Below are 20,911 nucleotides of genomic sequence, written 5' to 3' on the forward strand. Positions count from 1 at the left end.
AGGCAGAGCGGGAGCGCGGTGCATCAGCATCGATCCGGACCCTTGCGGGACCGGACCGGCGCCTGGCTTACTCGGCCGATGCGTCGCCAGCGGGCGCTTCGGCTTCGTCGGCCGTGATACCGGCCAGCTCGGCTTCCTCAGCCTCGGCAATGGCGCGGCGCTCGGCGTCGTCCATCTCGTCCTTGGCCTTGCGTGCCTGGTGGTAGGCCAGGCCCGTACCGGCGGGGATCAGACGACCCACGATCACGTTTTCCTTCAGGCCACGCAGCTCGTCGCGCTTGCCCATGATGGCAGCTTCGGTGAGCACGCGGGTGGTTTCCTGGAAGGAAGCCGCGGAGATGAAGGAGTCGGTCGACAGCGAAGCCTTGGTGATACCCAGCAGCACGTTGGAGTATGTGGCCGGCAGCTTGCCTTCCTTTTGCATCTCTTCGTTGGTGTTGAGCACTTCCGAGCGCTCGACCTGCTCACCCTGGATGTAGGAGGTATCGCCGGAGTTCTCGATGACCACACGACGCAGCATCTGGCGCACGATCACTTCGATGTGCTTGTCGTTGATCTTCACGCCCTGCAAGCGGTACACGTCCTGCACTTCGTCAACGATGTAGCGCGACAGCTCTTCGATACCCAGCAGACGCAGGATGTCCTGAGGATCGGCGGGACCGTCGACGATGGATTCGCCCTTGTTCACCACCTGGCCTTCGTGGACCAGAATGTTGCGCTCCTTGGGCACCAGCTCTTCCCAGACCTTGCCTTCCAGATCGGTGATCTGCAGGCGGATCTTGCCCTTGGTTTCCTTGCCGAAGGACACGGTACCGGTCATCTCGGCCAGCGTGCCCTTGTCCTTGGGTGTACGGGCTTCGAACAGCTCGGCCACACGCGGCAGACCACCGGTAATGTCGCGAGTCTTCTGACCTTCCACAGGGATACGGGCCAGCACTTCGCCGGGGCCCACGTCCTGGCCGTCGCGCACCTGAATCAGAGCGCCGACCTGGAAGCCGATCGTCACAGCGTGGTCGGTACCGGGGATCTTGACTTCCTGGTCGTTGGCGTCGATCAGCTTGACCTGAGGACGCACCACCTTGGCCGAGCCGCGACGCTTGGGATCGATCACCACCAGAGTGGACAGACCGGTCACTTCGTCGACCTGCTTGGCCACCGTGAGACCTTCTTCCACATTCTCGAAACGCACTTGACCGGCGTATTCGGTAATGATGGGGCGAGTCAGCGGATCCCAGTTGGCCAGAATCTTGCCGGCCTTGATGGCTTCGTCGGGCTTGATGGTCAGCACGGCACCGTAAGGCACTTTGTGACGCTCACGCTCGCGGCCGTTTTCGCTGATCACGATCTCGCCAGAACGCGAAATCACCACCAGCTCGCCCTTGGTGTTGGACACATAGCGCATCGTGCTGTTGAAGCCGATCGTGCCGTTGGACTTGGCTTCCACGCTGGAGGCAACAGCGGCACGCGACGCGGCACCACCGATGTGGAAGGTACGCATGGTCAGCTGCGTGCCGGGTTCCCCGATGGACTGGGCAGCGATCACACCCACGGCTTCGCCGAGGTTGATCAGGCCGCCACGACCCAGGTCGCGGCCATAGCAGGTGGCGCACAGACCGAAGCGGGTTTCGCAGGTCAGTGCGGTACGCACCTTGACCTCGTCCACCCCCTGAGCTTCCAGCTCTTCGATCACATCTTCGTTCAGCAGGGTGCCGGCAGGCAGCAGAACGTCGCGGGTCTCGGGGTGCAGCACGTCTTCGGCGGTCGAGCGGCCCAGCACGCGGTCGCGCAGGGATTCGATCACTTCACCGCCTTCGACGATGGCGCGCATCAGATAGCCGTTGGAAGTACCGCAGTCCTGTTCGTTCACGACCAGGTCTTGGGTCACGTCCACCAGACGACGGGTCAGGTAACCGGAGTTAGCCGTCTTCAAGGCCGTGTCGGCCAAACCCTTACGAGCACCGTGGGTCGAGATGAAGTACTGCAACACATTGAGGCCTTCGCGGAAGTTCGCGGTAATAGGCGTCTCAATAATCGAGCCATCGGGCTTGGCCATCAGGCCACGCATGCCGGCCAGCTGACGGATCTGAGCGGCAGAGCCACGGGCACCGGAGTCGGCCATCATGTAAATCGCGTTGAACGATTCCTGATCGACTTCGTTGCCGTGACGGTCGGTGGTCTTCTGGACCTTGAGCTGGTCCATCATCACCTTGGACACGTCGTCACCGGCCTTGCCCCAAATGTCCACCACCTTGTTGTAGCGCTCGCCCGAGGTCACCAGACCGGAGACGTACTGCTGCTCGATTTCCTTCACTTCGGCTTCGGCGCGGGCCAGGATGTCGGCCTTTTGCGGCGGCACCAGCATGTCGTCGATGGAGATCGAGATACCGGCGTGCGTAGACAGACGGAAACCGTTCTGCAGCAGCTTGTCGGCAAACACCACGGTGGCCTTCAGACCGCACTTGCGGAACGAAGCATTGATCAGCTTCGAGATTTCCTTCTTCTTCAGCGCCTTGTTCATGTTGCTGAAAGCCAGGCCCTTGGGCAGGATTTCAGACAGCAGAGCACGGCCCACGGTGGTTTCCACGAGCGAGGTCACGGGCTCGAATTCGCCGGTTTCCTTGTTCTTGTTCCACTCGGTCAGACGCACGCTGATCCTGGCATGCAGCTCGGTCTCGCCGGCTTCCAGCGCGCGCTGGACTTCGGCCAGATCGGCAAACACCATGCCTTCGCCCTTGCCATTGATCTTCTCACGCGTGGCGTGATACAGACCCAGCACCACGTCCTGGGAAGGAACGATGGAGGGTTCGCCCGAAGCGGGGAACAGCACGTTGTTCGAAGCCAGCATCAGCACGCGAGCTTCCATCTGTGCTTCCACAGACAGAGGCACGTGAACAGCCATCTGGTCACCGTCGAAGTCGGCGTTGAAGGCCGCGCAAACCAGCGGGTGCAGTTGCAGGGCCTTGCCTTCGATCAGGATGGGCTCGAAAGCCTGGATGCCCAGACGGTGCAGCGTAGGCGCACGGTTGAGCATGATCGGGTGTTCCTTGATGACTTCTTCAAGGATGTCCCACACCACGGGCGTACCGGCTTCCACTTCCTTCTTGGCAGCCTTGATGGTCGTGGCGATGCCGCGCTGCTCGAGCTGCGCAAAGATGAAGGGCTTGAACAGCTCCAGAGCCATCAGCTTGGGCAGACCGCACTGGTGCAGCTTGAGGTAAGGACCCACGGTAATCACGGAACGACCGGAGTAGTCCACGCGCTTGCCCAGCAAGTTCTGACGGAAGCGACCGCTCTTGCCCTTGATCATGTCGGCCAGGGACTTCAGCGCACGCTTGTTGGCGCCCGTCATGGCCTTGCCGCGACGGCCGTTGTCCAGCAAGCTGTCCACGGCTTCCTGCAACATGCGCTTTTCGTTGCGCGCGATGATCTCGGGAGCCTTCAGCTCCAGCAGGCGACGCAGACGCGAGTTGCGGTTGATGACGCGGCGATACAGGTCGTTCAGGTCGGAGGTCGCAAAGCGGCCGCCGTCCAGAGGCACCAGAGGACGCAGATCCGGAGGCAGCACGGGCAGCACTTCCATCACCATCCAGCCGGGCTTGATGCCGGACTTCTTGAACGCTTCCAGCAGCTTCAGACGCTTGGCGTTCTTCTTGACCTTGACTTCGGAGCCGGTCAGATCGTTGCGCAGGCGATCGATCTCGATGTCGATATCAATGCCTTCCAGCAGGTCCTTGATACCTTCGGCGCCCATCTTGGCCGTGAACTCGTCGTAGCCGTACTCGGCGCACTTGGCGTCGTAGTCGTCCTCGGACATGATGCTGAACTTCTTCAGCGGAGTCATGCCGGGGTCGGTCACCACATAGGCTTCGAAGTACAGCACACGCTCGATGTCGCGCAGCGTCATGTCCAGCACCAGGCCCAGGCGCGAGGGCAGGGACTTCAGGAACCAGATGTGAGCGCAGGGCGCGGCCAAGTCGATGTGACCCATGCGCTCGCGGCGCACCTTGGTCTGCGTGACTTCAACGCCGCACTTCTCGCAGATCACGCCGCGGTGCTTGAGGCGCTTGTACTTGCCGCACAGGCATTCGTAGTCCTTGATCGGGCCAAAGATCTTGGCGCAGAACAGACCGTCGCGCTCGGGCTTGAAGGTACGGTAGTTGATGGTTTCGGGCTTCTTGACCTCACCAAAAGACCACGAACGGATCTTTTCGGGCGAGGCCAGACCGATCTTGATGGCATCGAAATGCTCATCAGGCGTAAATTGCTTGAACAGGTCGAGTAGCGATTTCATGGACTCTTTCCCTTTTCAAATTAAGAACGTTCGAGTTCGATGTCCAGGCCCAGGGAACGAATTTCCTTGACCAGCACGTTGAACGACTCGGGCATGCCTGCCTCGATGGAATGTTCGCCCTTGACGATGGACTCGTACACCTTGGTACGGCCTTGCACGTCGTCGGACTTCACGGTCAGCATTTCCTGCAGCACATAGGCGGCGCCGTAAGCTTCCAGCGCCCACACTTCCATTTCACCGAAACGCTGACCGCCGAACTGGGCCTTACCGCCCAGAGGCTGCTGCGTCACCAGCGAGTACGGACCGGTGGAGCGGGCGTGCATCTTGTCGTCGACCAAGTGGTGCAGCTTCAGATAGTGCATGTAGCCGATGGTGGTCGGACGCTCGAAGCGTTCGCCGGTACGGCCGTCATACAGATAGGCCTGGGTGCGGGTCTCGGTCAGGCCCTTGGCCTTGGCGATATCGTCCGGGTAGGCCAGCTTCAGCATGTCCTTGATTTCGGCTTCGGAAGCACCGTCGAACACAGGCGTTGCGAAAGGCACGCCGGTGGTCAATTCCTTGGCCATGGACATGACTTCGCCGTCGTCGAGGTGAGACAGCTCTTCCTTGCGACCGCTGCGGTTGTAGATCTCTTCCAGGAAGGCGCGCACTTCGGCAGCACGGGCTTCCTTCTGCAGCATGTCACCGATGCGCTGGCCCAGACCCTTGCCGGCCCAGCCCAAGTGCACTTCCAGCACCTGACCGATGTTCATACGCGAAGGCACGCCCAGCGGGTTCAGCACGATGTCGGCGGTGGAGCCGTCGGCCAGGAAAGGCATGTCTTCCACCGGAGTGATCTTGGAGACCACACCCTTGTTACCGTGACGGCCGGCCATCTTGTCGCCGGGCTGCAGGCGGCGCTTGACGGCCAGGTAGACCTTGACCATCTTCAGCACGCCGGCCGGCAGCTCGTCGCCTTGCGTGAGCTTCTTGCGCTTTTCTTCGAACGCCAGGTCGAAGGTGTGACGCTGCTGCTCGATGGAGTTCTTGATGGACTCCAGCTGAGCGGCCACATCGTCTTCGGCGGGACGGATGTCGAACCAGTGGAACTTCTCCACGCCGTCCAGATAGGCCTTGTCGATCTTGGCGCCCTTGGACAGCTTCTGAGGACCGCCATTGGCCACACGGCCGGTCAGCAGCTTCTCGATACGGTCGAAGGCATCGGCTTCCACAATGCGCAGCTGGTCGTTCAGGTCCAGGCGGAAGCGCTTGAGTTCATCGTCGATGATCTGCTGGGCACGCTTGTCGCGCTGGATGCCTTCACGCGTGAAGACCTGCACGTCGATCACAGTGCCTTGCGAGCCCTGGTCCACACGCAGCGAGGTGTCCTTCACGTCGGAAGCCTTTTCGCCGAAGATGGCGCGCAGCAGCTTCTCTTCGGGAGTCAGCGTGGTCTCGCCCTTGGGAGTGACCTTGCCCACCAGCACGTCGCCGGGTTGCACTTCGGCGCCCACGTAGATGATGCCCGACTCGTCCAGACGGTTCAGCTGCTGTTCCGACAGGTTCGGAATGTCGCGCGTGATTTCCTCTGGGCCCAGCTTGGTGTCACGAGCCATGACCACCAGTTCTTCGATGTGGATCGAAGTGTAGCGATCGTCAGCCACGATGCGCTCGTTGATCATCACCGAGTCTTCGTAGTTGTAGCCGTTCCAGGGCATGAAGGCGATCAGCATGTTCTGACCGATGGCGATTTCGCCCAGATCGGTCGAAGCACCGTCGGCCAACACATCACCCTTGGCCAGCTTGTCGCCACGGCTGACGATGGGGCGCTGGTGGATGTTGGTGTTCTGGTTGGAGCGCTGATACTTGATCAGGTTGTAGATGTCCACGCCGACTTCACCGGCCACGGCTTCGTCGTCGTTCACACGGATCACGATACGGGTGGCATCGACGTAATCGACGATACCGCCGCGCTTGGCGGTGACCACGGTGCCCGAGTCCACGGCGGCCACGCGCTCGATACCGGTACCGACCATGGGCTTTTCAGGACGCAGCACAGGCACTGCCTGACGCGACATGTTGGCGCCCATCAAGGCACGGTTCGCGTCGTCGTGTTCCAGGAAGGGAATCAGCGAAGCGGCCACGGACACGATCTGCGCGGGCGACACGTCCATGTACTGCACGCGCTCGGCCGACACCAGGGTCGATTCACCGGCTTCACGAGCCGACACCAGCTCGCCCACCAGATTGCCTTCGGCATCCAGATCGGCGTTGGCCTGGGCGATCACGTACTTGCCTTCTTCGATGGCCGACAGGTAGTCGATATCCATCGTGACCTTGCCGTCCACCACGCGACGGTACGGAGTTTCGATGAAACCGTACTCGTTCAGGCGGGCGTACAGAGCCAGCGAGTTGATCAGACCGATGTTGGGACCTTCAGGCGTTTCGATCGGGCAAACGCGGCCGTAGTGGGTCACGTGCACGTCACGCACTTCGAAGCCGGCACGTTCGCGCGTCAGACCACCCGGGCCAAGAGCCGATACACGGCGCTTGTGGGTGATTTCGGCCAGAGGATTGGTCTGGTCCATGAACTGCGACAGCTGCGAGGCACCGAAGAACTCCTTCAGGGCCGCAGAGATGGGCTTGGAGTTGATCAGGTCGTGAGGCATCAGAGGCTCTTGCTCGGCCTGACCCAGACGTTCCTTCACAGCCTTTTCGATACGCGCCAGACCGGTACGGTACTGGTTCTCGGCCAGTTCGCCCACGCAGCGCACGCGGCGGTTGCCCAGGTGGTCGATGTCGTCGACTTCACCACGGCCATTGCGCAGGTCCACGAGGATCTTGACCACGGCCAGGATGTCTTCGTTGGACAGCACCATGGGACCGGTCGCGCCTTCGCGGCCGATCTTGGCGTTGAACTTCATGCGGCCCACGCGCGACAGATCATAGGTGTCGGCGTTGTAGAACAGGCGCTGGAACAGGGCCTGCACGGCGTCCTCGGTAGGAGGCTCGCCAGGACGCATCATGCGGTAGATGGCAACGCGGGCAGCGAACTCGTCCACGGTTTCATCGGTGCGCAGGGTCTGCGAGATGTAGGCGCCCTGGTCCAGTTCGTTGGTGTAGATGCACTGAACGTCCTGCACGCCGGCGCTGCGCAGCTTCTTGAGCAGAGCTTCGGTCAGTTCCTCGTTGGCCTTGGCGATGATTTCGCCGGTATCGGGATCAACGATGTTCTTGGCCAGCACGCGACCCAGCAGGAAGTCTTCGGGCACGCTGACGAACTTGGTGCCGGACTGCTCGAGTTCGCGGGTGTGGCGCGCGGTGATGCGCTTGTCCTTGGCCACGACCACCTTGCCGGCCTTGTCGGTGATGTCGAAGCGCGCGACTTCGCCCTTCAGGCGCTCGGCCACGAACTCCATCTGCGCGCCGCTGTCCATCAGGCGGAAGTTGTCGTTCACGAAGAACGTTGCCAGGATGGTCTCGGGCGTCAGGCCGATGGCCTTCAGCAGGATCGACACAGGCATCTTGCGGCGACGGTCGACGCGGAAGTACAGCAGGTCCTTGGGATCGAATTCGAAGTCCAGCCAGGAGCCGCGGTAGGGAATGATGCGCGCCGAGAACAGCAGCTTGCCCGAGCTGTGGGTCTTGCCCTTGTCGTGTTCGAAGAACACGCCGGGCGAACGGTGCAGCTGAGACACGATCACGCGCTCGGTACCGTTGATGATGAACGAGCCCTTGTCGGTCATCAGAGGCACTTCGCCCATGTAGACCTCTTGCTCCTTGACTTCCTTGACCACCTTGGACTGGGCCGTGGAAGACTCGCGGTCATAGATGATCAACTGGACCTTGGCGCGCACGGCCGAAGCAAAGGTCAGACCACGGGTCTGGCATTCACGCACGTCGAAAGCAGGCTTGGCGAGGTTGTACTCGACAAACTTCATCTCCACAAAACCATTGTGGGAGACGATGGGGAAGGCGGAATTGAAGGCCGCTTGCAGGCCGTCAATGGTACGTTTTTTGGGGGCTACATCTGCCTGCAGGAATGCGGTATAGGCATCTTTTTGCATCTGCAGCAGATAAGGCACTTCGAGCACGCTATCGCGGCTCCCGAAGCTTTTGCGGATTCGCTTGCGTTCGGTATAAGAATAGGCCATGAGATCTCCGGGCAAAGACATGAGTCCTGGGTCTGCGACGACTGCCCCACAGGGGATTCACCCTGCGGGCTTGGCGGTTGGCCACTACCAACCATGGCTGACGGCGATGCGTTGCACATCGCCCGAACCAAGGCATCTTCTGCTGTCGGATTGTCAGAAGACACTAAAAAGCAGACTCCCTAGGAAACCTGCTTTTTGGTGTGTTCTTTCAGCGCGTTCCACAAGCGCCAAAGGCTGGAGACCCTTTTGGAGGTCTCCAGCCCTTGATTTCACTGAATTACTTCAGTTCAGCCTTGGCACCGGCTTCAACCAGCTTCTTCACAGCGGCTTCAGCGTCAGCCTTGGGAGCGGCTTCCTTCACGGTCTTGGGAGCGCCGTCAACCAGGTCCTTGGCTTCCTTCAGGCCCAGACCGGTGATTTCGCGCACGGCCTTGATCACGGACACCTTGTTGGCGCCAGCGTCGGTCAGAACCACGTTGAATTCGGTCTTTTCTTCAGCAGCAGCAGCGCCACCGGCAGCGCCGCCAGCAGCGGGAGCAGCCATAGCAGCGGCGGACACGCCAAACTTCTCTTCAATAGCCTTGACCAGGTCGTTCAGTTCCAGAACAGTCATGCTGTCCAGGGCGGTCAGGAATGCGTCTTTATCGAATGCCATTTTGATTTCCTAAATATGTTGGTTTGTTTTGCTGCGATTAAGCAGCAGCTGCCTCGGCAGCAACTTCTGCGCCTTCGCCCTTCTTGGCCGCCAGAGCGCCCAGCACCACGGCTGTACGCGAGATAGGCGACATGAGCAAGCCGCACAGCTGTGCGAGCAGTACTTCCTTGGAAGGGATGTTTGCCAGTTGCTTCACGCCATTGACGTCCAGGGCCTTGCCACCGAAAGCGCCACCACGAATCACCAGCTTGTCGTTGGTCTTCGCGAAATCGGCCACCACCTTGGCGGCGGCCACAGCGTCTTCAGAGAAGCCATAGACCAGCGGACCGGTCATCTGGTCGGCCACCACGTCAAACTGGCTGCCAGCCACAGCACGGCGGGCCAGGGTGTTCTTCAACACGCTGAGGCTCACGCCCTTGCTGCGGGCATCGGCGCGCAGTTTGGTCATGTCGGCGACCGTGATGCCGCGGTATTCCGCGATCACAAGCGTTTGAGCTTTAGCGGCGAGGCTGGTCACTTCGTTGATGACCGCTTCTTTCTCACTGCGATTCAGACTCAAGGTCTACTCCTTCAAATGCACACCCAGGGCAAGCCCTGAATGCACGCTCTTGTTGCAGCGACCAACTGTTTTGGAAATACATCCATCTGCAGCGGGATCGCCATCTGCGTTGGTCATCATGATTAAGTGATCGAATCACACCAACGGTCTTGGATGACCTGCGGAAGCCTCGGCTTCCACAGCCCACCACACCAGGCGAGCAGCAGCTCACCTGACGATTTCTAGCAATTACGCCGAGATGGTTTGCGTGTCGACGCGAACGCCCACACCCATGGTCGACGAAACCGCAACCTTGCGCAGGTACAGGCCCTTGCTGGAAGCGGGCTTGGCCTTGTTCAGGGCTTCGATCAGAGCAGCCAGGTTACCTTGCAGCTTTTCGGAGTCGAACGAGCGACGGCCGATCGTGCCATGGATGATACCGGCCTTGTCCACGCGGAACTGCACCTGACCAGCCTTGGCGTTCTTCACAGCCGTGGCCACGTCGGGAGTCACAGTGCCAACCTTGGGGTTAGGCATCAGGCCGCGGGGGCCCAGGATCTGGCCCAGCTGACCCACCACGCGCATTGCGTCGGGAGCAGCGATCACCACGTCGAAAGGCATGTCGCCAGCCTTGACTTGGGCAGCCAGGTCGTCCATGCCAACCACGTCAGCGCCGGCAGCCTTGGCTTCTTCAGCCTTGGCGCCTTGGGCGAACACGGCCACGCGAGCGGTCTTGCCGGTACCGTGAGGCAGCACCACGGCGCCACGCACCACTTGGTCCGACTTCTTGGCATCCACGCCCAGTTGCACGGCCACGTCGATGGACTCATCGAACTTGGCGGTAGCAGCTTCCTTCACCAGCGCCACAGCGTCAGCGAAAGCGTACAGCTTGGTGGAGTCCACCTTGCCCTGGAGAGCTTTTTGCTTCTTGGTCAACTTGGCCATTTACACACCCTCCACGATCACGCCCATCGAACGGGCAGAACCAGCCAGCGTACGCACGGCAGCGTCAACGTCAGCAGCGTTCATGTCCTTCAGCTTGGTCTTGGCGATTTCTTCCAGCTGAGCACGAGTAATCTTGCCAACCTTGGTCTTCAGAGGATTGGAAGAGCCCTTGTCCAGCTTCACAGCCTTCTTGATCAGAACGGTTGCGGGAGGAGTCTTGATGATGAACGTGAAGCTCTTGTCAGCAAAAGCCGTGATCACCACAGGCAGAGGCAGGCCGGGCTCGACACCTTGGGTCTGGGCGTTGAACGCCTTGCAGAATTCCATGATGTTGAGGCCGCGCTGACCCAGCGCAGGACCGATGGGAGGAGAAGGATTGGCCTTACCAGCTGGCACTTGCAGCTTGATGAAGCCGACGATTTTTTTCGCCATGTTGAGCTCCTTACGGGTATAGCGCCACTTGCAATGAATGCAGGCAGCTCCCCGGGGTTGCTGACTCTATAAAAAGGCTTCGCATCGAGTCAAAAAATGCGAAGCCTTGGATTCTATTGCGAATCTCAAGTTTTCTCAACTTGAGCAAATTCCAATTCCACAGGCGTTGCACGGCCAAAGATGGTGACCGAAACGCGCAGACGGTTCTTTTCGTAGTTGACTTCTTCGACGGAGCCATTGAAGTCGGCAAACGGGCCTTCCTTGACACGGACCATCTCGCCCACCATGAATTCGACCTTGTGGCGGGGCTTTTCCGTGCCCTCTTGCATCTGGTCCACGATCTTGCGAACTTCTTCCTCGGAGATCGGGGCCGGACGATTCTTGGCACCACCCACAAACCCCGTCACCTTGCTGGTGTGCTTGACCAAGTGCCAGGTGTCGTCGTCCATCACCATTTCAACGAACACATAGCCGGGAAACAGGCGACGCTCGGTGGTGCGACGCTGGCCGTTGCGCATTTCCACCACTTCCTCGGAAGGCACCAGGATGCGTCCGAACTTGGACTGCATGCCGGAGCGCGCAATACGCTCTGCGATATTGCGCTCCACAGCCTTTTCCATACCCGAGTAGGCATGGACGATATACCAGCGCAGATCGGGATTGGCAGATGCCGCTGCCCCACCATTCACATCTGTATCGACAGCATCAGCCATTACTTCCTCCAGCCCAAAATCAGGTCGTACAAAACCCATTCCAGAGTCTTATCGGTGAACCACAAGAACAAGGCCATCACCACCACGAAGCCGAAGACATACAAAGTCATTTGCAATGTCTCCTTGCGGGTAGGCCACACCACCTTCTTCACCTCGCGCCAGGCATCGCGCGCAAAACCAATGAAGCGCTTGCCGGGCTCGGAGATCAGGAACACACCAGCAGCCACGAGCAGGCCGACGATCAGCGCCGCCCACTGCGCCACCGGACCTTGCTTGCTCAGCAGATAAAAACCGGCAATAGAAGCAACGACTAAAGCCGCGACTGCGGCAAGCTTTGCTTTGTCAGCGCCAGAGCTGACTGTTTCAACCTGAGTAGTGGCCATATTTCATTTCAAATGCACAAAGAATGTGCAATTTTCAAGACGCCGAAGCCCGCCAAAGGCGGGCTCTCGTTGATTCCACCATTAAGAGGTGGCAGGGGCAGTAGGAATCGAACCTACAACCTTCGGTTTTGGAGACCGACGCTCTGCCAATTGAGCTATACCCCTACAAACCAATAATTAGGCAATGATCTTGGCAACCACGCCAGCGCCCACGGTACGACCACCTTCGCGGATAGCGAAGCGCAGACCTTCTTCCATGGCGATGGGGGCGATCAGCTTCACAGTGATCGACACGTTGTCACCAGGCATCACCATTTCCTTGCCTTCGGGCAGCTCGATGGAGCCGGTCACGTCGGTCGTACGGAAGTAGAACTGGGGACGGTAGTTGTTGAAGAAAGGAGTGTGGCGACCGCCTTCGTCCTTCGACAGCACGTACACCTCAGCGGTGAAGTGGGTGTGGGGCTTGATGGAGCCGGGCTTGCACAGCACTTGGCCGCGTTCCACGTCTTCACGCTTGGTGCCGCGCAGCAGAAGACCCACGTTGTCGCCAGCTTGACCTTGGTCCAGCAGCTTGCGGAACATTTCCACGCCGGTGACGGTGGTCTTCTGGGTGTCCTTGATACCGACGATTTCGATTTCTTCGCCGACCTTGATGATGCCGCGCTCGATACGGCCGGTCACCACAGTGCCGCGACCGGAGATGGAGAACACGTCTTCCACGGGCATCACGAAGGCGCCGTCAACAGCACGCTCGGGAGTGGGGATGTAGGTGTCCAGAGCTTCGGCCAGGCGCAGGATAGCGGGCTCGCCCTTGTCGGATTGGTCGCCTTCCAGGGCCAGCTTGGCCGAGCCGCGGATGATGGGGGTGTCATCGCCGGGGAAGTCGTACTTGGACAGCAGCTCGCGCACTTCCATTTCGACCAGTTCCAGCAGTTCTTCGTCGTCCACCATGTCGGCCTTGTTCAGGAACACGATGATGTAGGGCACGCCCACCTGACGCGACAGCAGGATGTGCTCGCGGGTCTGGGGCATGGGGCCGTCAGCAGCCGAGCAAACCAGGATAGCGCCGTCCATCTGAGCAGCGCCGGTGATCATGTTCTTCACATAGTCGGCGTGGCCGGGGCAGTCCACGTGAGCGTAGTGGCGGTTAGCCGTTTCGTACTCGACGTGCGAAGTGTTGATCGTGATACCACGAGCCTTTTCTTCAGGCGCGTTGTCGATCTGGGAGTAGTCCTTGGCTTCGCCGCCGAAGTGCTTGGACAGCACGGTGGCGATAGCAGCCGTCAGGGTGGTCTTGCCGTGGTCAACGTGACCGATGGTGCCCACGTTCACGTGGGGCTTGGTGCGCTCGAATTTTTCTTTTGCCATTTTTCCGACTCCGAAAAAACTAAATCACTGCAAGAGGATTTCGGCGCAACCCTATCAAAGCGAGCGCACCAGAAAATGGTGCCCATGGCGGGAATCGGACCCGCGACCTCTCCCTTACCAAGGGAGTGCTCTACCACTGAGCCACATGGGCAGTGAAGTTGCCGAAACAACTCCAAGAATCTTTGCTCGCAAACTGGAGCGGGAGACGGGAATCGAACCCGCGTCATTAGCTTGGAAGGCTAGGGTTCTACCATTGAACTACTCCCGCACAGATTCACTGCACGTGGTCACTATTTCTAGCAACCGCTCTTCTACACCATTTCTGGTGGAGGGGACAGGATTCGAACCTGTGTACGCGTAAGCGGGCAGATTTACAGTCTGCTGCCTTTAACCACTCGGCCACCCCTCCGAAGAGATTTGAATTGTAGCACCGTTTTTTCGACCCAAAAGAAATCAGTGATTTTTTTGATTTTTCGCCGATCGACGATTGCTGGCGCGGCTGGCGGGGATCGAACCCACGACCCTTGGCTTCGGAGGCCAATACTCTATCCACTGAGCTACAGCCGCGAATCCGTTAGTCACGCCGTGCATGGCCAACAACAATTCAACCTCGCAATTATCGCATGGGTTTCACCCTCCAATCACAAATCCAGGCGAAAACCCAAACCTGATAGATAGACATCGACCGTCACCCGCCCTATCGCCACCAGCGGATAGCCTCCCTCATTCAGAACCCAGCCATGGATGAGCCCCACAAACAAGGAATGCAGACCCAGGGCCGCATCCTGCGGCGACACGGCCAGCTGAAGGGATTGCGCCTGGGCCGCCAGACCCAGGTCGCGCGCAAATTTTTCCTGCGAGAGCCTGGCGCTTTCGACGTGCCGCACCCTCATGCCCTCAAGCTCCCCGACGTATTCCATCTTGAACAGCGCCGTCTCGAAGACCTTGCGCCGGCGCTCGTCCCCATCAAGGCTCTCGAACACCTTGAGGATGGACAGGCGAATGCGCTCCAGGGGCTGCAGGTCCCCATATTTGTCGTCGCAAATTTCATCAAACGGCATGCAGATGCGCCCCAGCATGGAGGCAAACACATCAACCTTGTCCTTGAAGTGCCAGTACACCGCACCGCGGGTAGCCCCCGCCCGCTGGGCAATGTCCCCCAGAGAAGTACGGGAAACACCCTTCTCGAAAAACACCTCCTCCGCCGCATCCAGCAACCTGGTGCGAGTCTCATCCGCCTCTGCCTTGGTCCTACGCACCATCCCTCACCCCCTCCGCACCCATCCACTACAACGCATGACAAACAGCCTCTTACACAGTTCTAGTCTCAACTTTTTTAATTATACATTTATGCATGTATGTATAATTTGCTGCCATTGTAGAAACGAGAGAATCCAGTCAACATCTCTCACACTCTGAGTGCACCCTCTTGGGACTGCGCTCTTTTATTGTTTTCAAACGTCTACCGGAAGGACTTTCATGCATCGCATGTATGAAACAAACCAGGCCCCGCAACGTCAATTCATGTTTGCACCAAGCAGCACACGCGCCGCAGTCATCAGCCTGTCCCTGATCGCCGCCCTGGGCCTTGCAGCTTGCAGCGACAAAAAAGCCGACCAGCAAAAAGCCCAGGCCGCAGCACAGGCCCAGCCTCCCGAAGTCGGCGTGGTCACCGTGGAACTGCAGAACGTGCCGCTGGTTTCCGACCTCCCCGGCCGCCTGGAAGCCTCCCGCATTGCCCAGGTGCGCGCCCGCGCTGCCGGCATCGTGCAAAAGCGCCTGTTCCAGGAAGGCTCCGACGTCAAGGCCGGCCAGGCCCTGTTCCAGATTGACGACACGCCTTATCGCGCCAATCTGCAAAGCGCCCAGGCCACCCTGGCTCAGGCGGAAGCCAATCTGGCCCAGGCTGCAGCCACCGCTCGCCGCTACAAGCCGCTCGTCGAAGCCAATGCCATCAGCAAACAGGATTACGACACGGCCATCGCCAACGAAAAAGCCGCCCAGGCCCAGGTCGCCGCCGGCAAGGCAGCCGTGACCAACGCCAACGTCAATCTGGGCTATGCCAGCGTGACAGCACCGATCTCGGGCCGCATCGGCCGCGCCTTGGTGACCGAAGGTGCACTGGTCGGACAGGGCGACGCCACTCAACTGGCCACCATCCAGCAGATCAACCCGCTGTACGTCAACCTCACACAGTCGGCCTCCGACATCATGCGCCTGCGCGAAGCGCTCACTTCTGGCAAGCTAGCAAAGGTAGGCGATAACGGCATCAAGGTCCACGTCTATTTGGACGATGGCAAGGAATATCCCCAGCCCGGCAAACTGCTGTTCACCGATCTGAGCGTCGACCCCACCACGGGCCAGGTCAGCGTGCGCGCCGAACTGCCCAACCCCACCGGGCTGCTGCTGCCCGGCACCTATGTGCGCGTGCGCCTGGAGCAGGCCCAGGTGGACAACGCGGCATTGATTCCCCAGCAGGCGGTGACCCGCAACGAAAAGGGCAACTTCGTCATGGTCGTGGCCGACGATGGCTCCGTCGCTCCCCGCCCCGTCCAGATCGGCCAGTCCAAGGGCACCAACTGGATCGTCACCTCGGGCCTGAAACCCGGCGAGAAGGTTATGGTCGACGGCCTGATCAAGGTGGGCATGGGCGCCAAGAAGGTCAAACCCGTGCCATGGAAAGGCGACGCAGCGCCTGCACAGCCGGCCGCTCCTGCAGCCGCCGCCCCGGCCGAACCGGGCAAGGCTGACGCCGCCAAGGCCGATAACGCCCAGACAGGCAAGTAATCAGGCAGAACTCGTATGTCGAAGTTTTTTATTCACCGACCGATTTTTGCCTGGGTGATCGCGATCTTCGTGATCCTCGCAGGCGTGATCTCCATCACCCGGCTACCGGTGGCGCAGTTCCCGTCCGTGGCGCCGCCCACGGTCAACGTGACCGCGACCTATCCGGGAGCGACCTCGCAGACCATGACGGATTCCGTGCTCCAGCTGATAGAGCGCGAAATGAACGGCGCCACGGGCCTGATGTACATGGAGTCAAAGGCCCCTGCTGGCGGCCAGGGCACCCTGACCATCACCTTTGCGCCCGGCACCAACCCCGATCTGGCGCAAGTGGACGTGCAGAACCGTCTCTCACGCGCTCTGCCCCGCCTGCCTTCGGTGGTCCAGGCCCTGGGCGTGCGCGTGGACAAGTCCATGAGCAACTTCCTGATGATCCTGGGCTTCCAGGCCGAGTCGGGGGAGACCTCGCGCGATGACATCGCCGACTATGTGAACCGCAACGTGCTGCCCGAAATCCAGCGTCTGGACGGCGTGGGCAAGGCCCAGCTGTTCGCCGCCGGCCGCGCCATGCGCGTCTGGGTGGACCCAGCCAAGCTGCAGGGCTACGGCCTCTCGATCGCCTCGGTCAACGCGGCCATTGCGGCGCAGAACCAGCAGATCTCCGGCGGCGCCCTGGGCGACATGCCGGCCCAGCCCGGCACGACCATGAATGCCACGATCGTGGTGCCCGGCCAGCTGACCACGCCCGAGGAATTCGGCAATGTGGTGCTGCGCTCCAACGCCGACGGCTCCACCGTGCGCCTCAAGGACGTGGCGCGCGTGGAGCTGGGCATTGAGACCTATGGCTTCAACTCGCGCATTGACGGCAAGCCTGCCGTCGCCATGGCAGTGCAGCTGACCTCCACGGCCAACGCCATGGCCACGGCCGGCCTGGTCAAGAGCAAGATGAAGGAGCTCGAGCCCTTCCTCCCCCCCGGAGTGAAATGGTCCGCGCCTTACGACACCTCCAAGTTCGTGAAGATCTCCATCGAAAAGGTGGTGCACACGCTGCTTGAGGCCATCGTGCTGGTGTTCATCGTGATGCTGATCTTCCTGCAGAACATCCGCTACACGCTGATTCCCACCATCGTCGTGCCCATCGCCCTGCTCGGCACATTCGCCGTGATGCTGTTCGCGGGCCTGTCCATCAACATCCTGGCCATGTTCGCCATGGTGCTGGTGATCGGTATCGTCGTGGACGACGCCATCGTGGTGGTGGAGAACGTCGAGCGCATCATGTCCGAGGAAGGCCTGCCCCCCAAGGAGGCCACCATCAAGGCCATGGGCCAGATCCAGGGCGCCGTGGTCGGCATCACCGTGATTCTGGTGACCGTGTTCCTGCCGCTGGCCGCGTTCAGCGGTGCGACCGGCAACATCTATCGCCAGTTCTCGCTGGTGATGGCGATCTCCATCTTCTTCTCGGGCTTCTTTGCGCTGACGCTCACGCCTGCGCTGTGCTCCACCATGCTCAAGCCCATTCCCAAGGGCCATGCGCACGACAAGAAGACCGGCCTGCTCGGTCCCTTCTACAACTGGTTCAACGCCAAGTTCGAAGCCGGCACCCACCGCTACAGCCGCGCCCTGCAAGGCGTGGTCAAGCGCTCCGTGCAGGCCTTGATCGTCTATATGCTGGTGATTGCCGGCGCCGCCTTCATCTTCATGAAGCTGCCCACCGCCTTCCTGCCCACGGAAGACCAGGGCTACGTGATCTCGCTGGCCCAGCTGCCCCCGGGCGCCACCATGGAGCGCACCAGCGCCACCATGACCGAGCTGGAGAAGTTCGCGCTGAGCCAGCCCGAGACCGACCACATCGTGAGCATCATGGGCTTCAGCTTTGCGGGCCAGGGACAGAACGTGGGTCTGGCCTTCACCACCCTCAAGGACTGGTCCGAGCGCAGCGGCAAGGGACAGGATGCATCTTCCTTCGCGGGCCGCGCCATGGGCGCCATGTCCAAGCTGCGTGACGGCTTCGTCTTCACGCTGGTGCCGCCGTCCATTCCCGAACTGGGCAACAGCGATGGCTTTACCTTCCGCCTGCTGGACCGCGGTGCCAAGGGCCATGCGGCACTGCTGGCCGCACGCAACGAGTTGATTCGCAAGGCCAACCAAAGCCCCGTGCTGACCGGCGTGCGCTTCGATGGCGTGGACGATGCCCCCCAGTGGCAGGTCGACGTGAACCGCGATGCGGTCTATGCGCAGAGGGTGAACATGGACGATCTGGCGACCACGCTGGCAACGGCGCTGGGCTCCAGAAACTCCACCGACTTCCCCAATGAAGGCTATATGCAGCGCGTCACCATCCAGGCCGATGCGGCTAACCGCATGCAGCCCGAGGACGTGCTGCGCCTGACCGTGCCCAATGCGCAAGGCCAGCTGGTCGAGTTGTCCACCATGGTCACGGCCAAGTGGATTTCCGGCCCCATGCAGCTGACCCGCTACAACGGCTTCCCCTCCATGAGCATCACCGGTCAAGCCAAGCCCGGCTTCACCAGTGGCGATTCCATGAAGGAAATGGAAAAGCTGGCCCAGGAACTGCCTGAAGGCTTTGGCTACGAATGGACGGGCCAGTCGCTGGACGAAATCAAGGCCGGCTCCTCCGCCATGCTGCTGTACGCCTTCTCCATCCTGGCCGTGTTCCTGTGCCTGGCTGCGCTGTACGAGAGCTGGAGCATTCCGCTGTCCGTGCTGCTGGTCGTGCCTCTGGGCGTGTTCGGTGCCGTGGCCGGCGTGCTCGCACGCGGCATGCCCAACGACATCTACTTCCAGGTGGCGCTGATCACGGTGATCGGCCTGTCGGCCAAGAACGCCATTCTGATCGTCGAGTTCGCCAAGGACCTGCATGCCCAGGGCAAGAGCGCGCTGGAAGCGGCTCTCGAGGCCGGTCACCTGCGTTTCCGCCCCATTCTGATGACCTCGCTGGCCTTCATCCTGGGCGTGGTGCCGCTGTACATCGCCTCGGGCGCCAGCGCCGCCAGCCAGAAGGAAATCGGTACCGGCGTGTTCTGGGGGATGATCATCGGCACGCCTTTTGCCGTGTTCCTGGTGCCCGTGTTCTTTGTCGTCGTGTTCAACCTCTTCGGCAAGCAATCCAAGCAAGACAACAACGCCACTTCCCCGGCAGCGATTAGCGCAACGCAGGGAGGCACTCATGATGAATAAAACTCTGCTCCCCGTGGCACTGGCCGGCGCGCTGCTGGCCAGCGGCTGCTCCTTTATTCCGAAGCTCGATCGGCCGGCCCTGCCGGTGGCACAGCAGTTCCCTGCGGCCACCGCGGCCGGAGCGGTGGCTGCTGCCGACATCCCCTGGCAGCAGTTCTTCACAGACCCGCGCCTGCAGCAGATCATTCAGCTCGCGCTGGACAACAACCGCGACCTGCGCGTGGCCGTGCTGAATATCGACAAGGCCCGTGCCCAGTACCAGATCCAGCGGGCGGCCCAGTTCCCTGAAATTGGCGTCGCGGGCTCGGGCAGCCGCCAGCCCAGCACGCTGACCGGTCAGTACGTGAACATGTACACGGCCGGGCTGACCATGCCCAGCTGGGAGATCGATTTCTGGGGCCGCATCGGCAGCCTCAAGGAACAGGCCCTGGCCCAGTACCTGGCCACCGAGGAAGGCCGCAAATCCGCGCAGATCAGCCTGATTTCCAATGTCGCCAACGCCTGGCTGGGCCTGCAGGCTGACGAGGAGCTGATGGACATCTCGCGGCGCACGCTGGGCACGCGCGAACAGTCCGTCACGCTGACCAAGCTGCGTCTGGACTCGGGCGTGGCCTCCGAGCTGGATTTCCGCCAGGCCCAGTCGCTGGCCGAGAACGCACGTGCCACCCTGGCCCAGCAGACGCGCCAGCGCGAGCTGGATGTCAATGCCCTGACCCTGCTCGTGGGCCAGGGCCTGCCGTCCGACCTGCTGGCCAGCCTGCAGGGCAAGAAGCTGTCCGATCTGCCCGCCATCGCCGATGTGCCCTCCGGCCTGCCCTCGGATCTGCTGCTGCGCCGCCCCGACGTGCGCCAGGCCGAGCAGAGCATGATTGCGGCCAATGCCAATATAGGTGCGGCACGCGCGGCCTTCTTCCCCACCGTCTCGCTGACGGCCGCGGCGGGCTTCGTCAATCCTGAACTCTCGGACCTGTTCAGCGCCGGCTCCAAGTACTTCAGCATTGCACCGTCGCTGTATCTGCCCATCTTCAATGCCGGCCGCACCCGCGCCAATCTGGAGGTGGCCGAGGCCGGCGAGAAGATTGCCGTGGCCCAGTACGAGAAGTCCATACAGACGGCCTTCCGCGAAGTCTCCGACGCACTGGTCAGCAGCCAGACGCTGCAGGACCAGCTGCAGGCGCAGTCGCGCCAGCTCGAGGCGGAGCAGGTGCGCTACAAGCTGTCCGACCTGCGCTACACCAACGGCGTGGCCAGCTATCTGGACCTGCTGGATGCCCAGCGCTCGCTGTTCTCCCTGGAGCAATCCGTGGTCCAGGTACGCCTGCAACAGCTGCAGAACCAGGTCAATCTCTACAAGGTGCTGGGCGGCGGCTGGACCGAGCCCGCGACGGCCAGTGCGGCCCCGACTGCCGGCACCGCGCAGTGAACCCGGAACGGCCGGCAGCAGTGCCGGCCTCCAGGCCCCAAAGGCGTC

The 20,911-nt window shown here is 61.0% G+C and carries 13 protein-coding genes and 5 tRNA genes; 3 read left to right on the plus strand and 15 right to left on the minus strand.

Translation table 11 applies throughout. The features are described from left to right. Positions 1–67 precede the first annotated feature (67 nt). The 15 genes from rpoC to AB6724_RS05020 all read right to left on the minus strand — a co-directional run bounded on the left by rpoC (position 68) and on the right by AB6724_RS05020 (position 14,720). On the minus strand, positions 68–4,291 hold the full coding sequence (rpoC, locus tag AB6724_RS04950; RefSeq protein ID WP_369337405.1) for a DNA-directed RNA polymerase subunit beta': 4,224 nt from the start codon (positions 4,289–4,291) through the stop codon (positions 68–70). A 20-nt stretch (positions 4,292–4,311) separates the two neighbouring features. Then, the gene (gene rpoB / locus AB6724_RS04955) at positions 4,312–8,424 is read right to left on the minus strand and encodes a DNA-directed RNA polymerase subunit beta (RefSeq protein ID WP_369337406.1); all 4,113 of its coding nucleotides are present in this window, start codon (positions 8,422–8,424) and stop codon (positions 4,312–4,314) included. A gap of 277 nt (positions 8,425–8,701) precedes the next feature. Then, positions 8,702–9,079, minus strand: coding sequence for a 50S ribosomal protein L7/L12 (rplL, locus tag AB6724_RS04960; protein WP_003065690.1), 378 nt, complete (start codon positions 9,077–9,079; stop codon positions 8,702–8,704). A gap of 37 nt (positions 9,080–9,116) precedes the next feature. Continuing rightward, a complete protein-coding gene (rplJ, locus tag AB6724_RS04965; protein ID WP_369337407.1) occupies positions 9,117–9,638 on the minus strand; it encodes a 50S ribosomal protein L10 in 522 nt (173 codons plus the stop codon). 228 nt (positions 9,639–9,866) lie between these two features. Further along, positions 9,867–10,562, minus strand: coding sequence for a 50S ribosomal protein L1 (gene rplA / locus AB6724_RS04970; RefSeq protein WP_369337408.1), 696 nt, complete (start codon positions 10,560–10,562; stop codon positions 9,867–9,869). After that, positions 10,563–10,994, minus strand: coding sequence for a 50S ribosomal protein L11 (gene rplK / locus AB6724_RS04975; protein WP_066480245.1), 432 nt, complete (start codon positions 10,992–10,994; stop codon positions 10,563–10,565). 125 nt (positions 10,995–11,119) lie between these two features. After that, entirely contained in the window at positions 11,120–11,707 is a 588-nt protein-coding gene (gene nusG, locus AB6724_RS04980; protein WP_369337409.1) for a transcription termination/antitermination protein NusG, read from the minus strand. Next, on the minus strand, positions 11,707–12,090 hold the full coding sequence (secE, locus tag AB6724_RS04985) for a preprotein translocase subunit SecE (RefSeq protein ID WP_369337410.1): 384 nt from the start codon (positions 12,088–12,090) through the stop codon (positions 11,707–11,709). The genes nusG and secE overlap by 1 nt, the downstream gene beginning before the upstream one ends. Before the next feature lie 89 nt (positions 12,091–12,179). Then, positions 12,180–12,255: transfer RNA gene (locus AB6724_RS04990), tRNA-Trp, on the minus strand. Between the two features lie 12 nt (positions 12,256–12,267). Beyond that, a complete protein-coding gene (gene tuf, locus AB6724_RS04995; RefSeq protein ID WP_369337411.1) occupies positions 12,268–13,458 on the minus strand; it encodes an elongation factor Tu in 1,191 nt (396 codons plus the stop codon). Positions 13,459–13,534: 76 nt separating this feature from the next. Then, positions 13,535–13,609, minus strand: a tRNA-Thr gene (locus tag AB6724_RS05000). Positions 13,610–13,652: 43 nt separating this feature from the next. Further along, positions 13,653–13,726: transfer RNA gene (locus AB6724_RS05005), tRNA-Gly, on the minus strand. Positions 13,727–13,781: 55 nt separating this feature from the next. After that, positions 13,782–13,867, minus strand: a tRNA-Tyr gene (locus AB6724_RS05010). An 82-nt stretch (positions 13,868–13,949) separates the two neighbouring features. Beyond that, positions 13,950–14,025 (minus strand) — tRNA-Arg (locus AB6724_RS05015). 74 nt (positions 14,026–14,099) lie between these two features. Next, positions 14,100–14,720: a TetR family transcriptional regulator gene (locus AB6724_RS05020; protein ID WP_369337412.1), complete on the minus strand. Its 621-nt coding sequence runs from the start codon at positions 14,718–14,720 to the stop codon at positions 14,100–14,102. Between the two features lie 226 nt (positions 14,721–14,946). Between AB6724_RS05020 and AB6724_RS05025 the strand changes: the two genes are divergently transcribed. From AB6724_RS05025 to AB6724_RS05035, 3 genes are read left to right on the plus strand one after another with little or no spacing between them, the layout of a single operon-like run. Further along, positions 14,947–16,245, plus strand: a complete 1,299-nt coding sequence (locus AB6724_RS05025) for an efflux RND transporter periplasmic adaptor subunit (protein ID WP_369337413.1) — start codon at positions 14,947–14,949, stop codon at positions 16,243–16,245. Between the two features lie 15 nt (positions 16,246–16,260). Then, positions 16,261–19,440 carry an efflux RND transporter permease subunit gene (locus AB6724_RS05030; RefSeq protein WP_369337414.1) on the plus strand — a complete coding sequence of 1,060 codons (3,180 nt, stop codon included), beginning with the start codon at positions 16,261–16,263 and terminating at the stop codon, positions 19,438–19,440. Beyond that, positions 19,433–20,863 carry an efflux transporter outer membrane subunit gene (locus tag AB6724_RS05035; RefSeq protein WP_369337506.1) on the plus strand — a complete coding sequence of 477 codons (1,431 nt, stop codon included), beginning with the start codon at positions 19,433–19,435 and terminating at the stop codon, positions 20,861–20,863. Before AB6724_RS05030 ends, AB6724_RS05035 begins: the two co-directional genes overlap by 8 nt. Positions 20,864–20,911: the final 48 nt, after the last annotated feature.

Origin of the sequence: Comamonas guangdongensis (assembly GCF_041079535.1) — a bacterium.
Classification (GTDB): Bacteria; Pseudomonadota; Gammaproteobacteria; order Burkholderiales; family Burkholderiaceae_C; genus Comamonas; species Comamonas guangdongensis.

Excerpts from the sequence above, each read along its gene's own strand:
- rplK (WP_066480245.1), bottom strand. The coding sequence starts at position 10,994 with ATGGCGAAAAAAATCGTCGGCTTCATCAAGCTGCAAGTGCCAGCTGGT.
- rplA (WP_369337408.1), bottom strand. The coding sequence starts at position 10,562 with ATGGCCAAGTTGACCAAGAAGCAAAAAGCTCTCCAGGGCAAGGTGGAC.
- secE (WP_369337410.1), bottom strand. The coding sequence starts at position 12,090 with ATGGCCACTACTCAGGTTGAAACAGTCAGCTCTGGCGCTGACAAAGCA.
- AB6724_RS05035 (WP_369337506.1), top strand. The coding sequence starts at position 19,433 with ATGAATAAAACTCTGCTCCCCGTGGCACTGGCCGGCGCGCTGCTGGCC.
- AB6724_RS05020 (WP_369337412.1), bottom strand. The coding sequence starts at position 14,720 with ATGGTGCGTAGGACCAAGGCAGAGGCGGATGAGACTCGCACCAGGTTG.
- rplL (WP_003065690.1), bottom strand. The coding sequence starts at position 9,079 with ATGGCATTCGATAAAGACGCATTCCTGACCGCCCTGGACAGCATGACT.
- rpoC (WP_369337405.1), bottom strand. The coding sequence starts at position 4,291 with ATGAAATCGCTACTCGACCTGTTCAAGCAATTTACGCCTGATGAGCAT.
- AB6724_RS05025 (WP_369337413.1), top strand. The coding sequence starts at position 14,947 with ATGTATGAAACAAACCAGGCCCCGCAACGTCAATTCATGTTTGCACCA.
- rpoB (WP_369337406.1), bottom strand. The coding sequence starts at position 8,424 with ATGGCCTATTCTTATACCGAACGCAAGCGAATCCGCAAAAGCTTCGGG.
- AB6724_RS05030 (WP_369337414.1), top strand. The coding sequence starts at position 16,261 with ATGTCGAAGTTTTTTATTCACCGACCGATTTTTGCCTGGGTGATCGCG.
- tuf (WP_369337411.1), bottom strand. The coding sequence starts at position 13,458 with ATGGCAAAAGAAAAATTCGAGCGCACCAAGCCCCACGTGAACGTGGGC.
- nusG (WP_369337409.1), bottom strand. The coding sequence starts at position 11,707 with ATGGCTGATGCTGTCGATACAGATGTGAATGGTGGGGCAGCGGCATCT.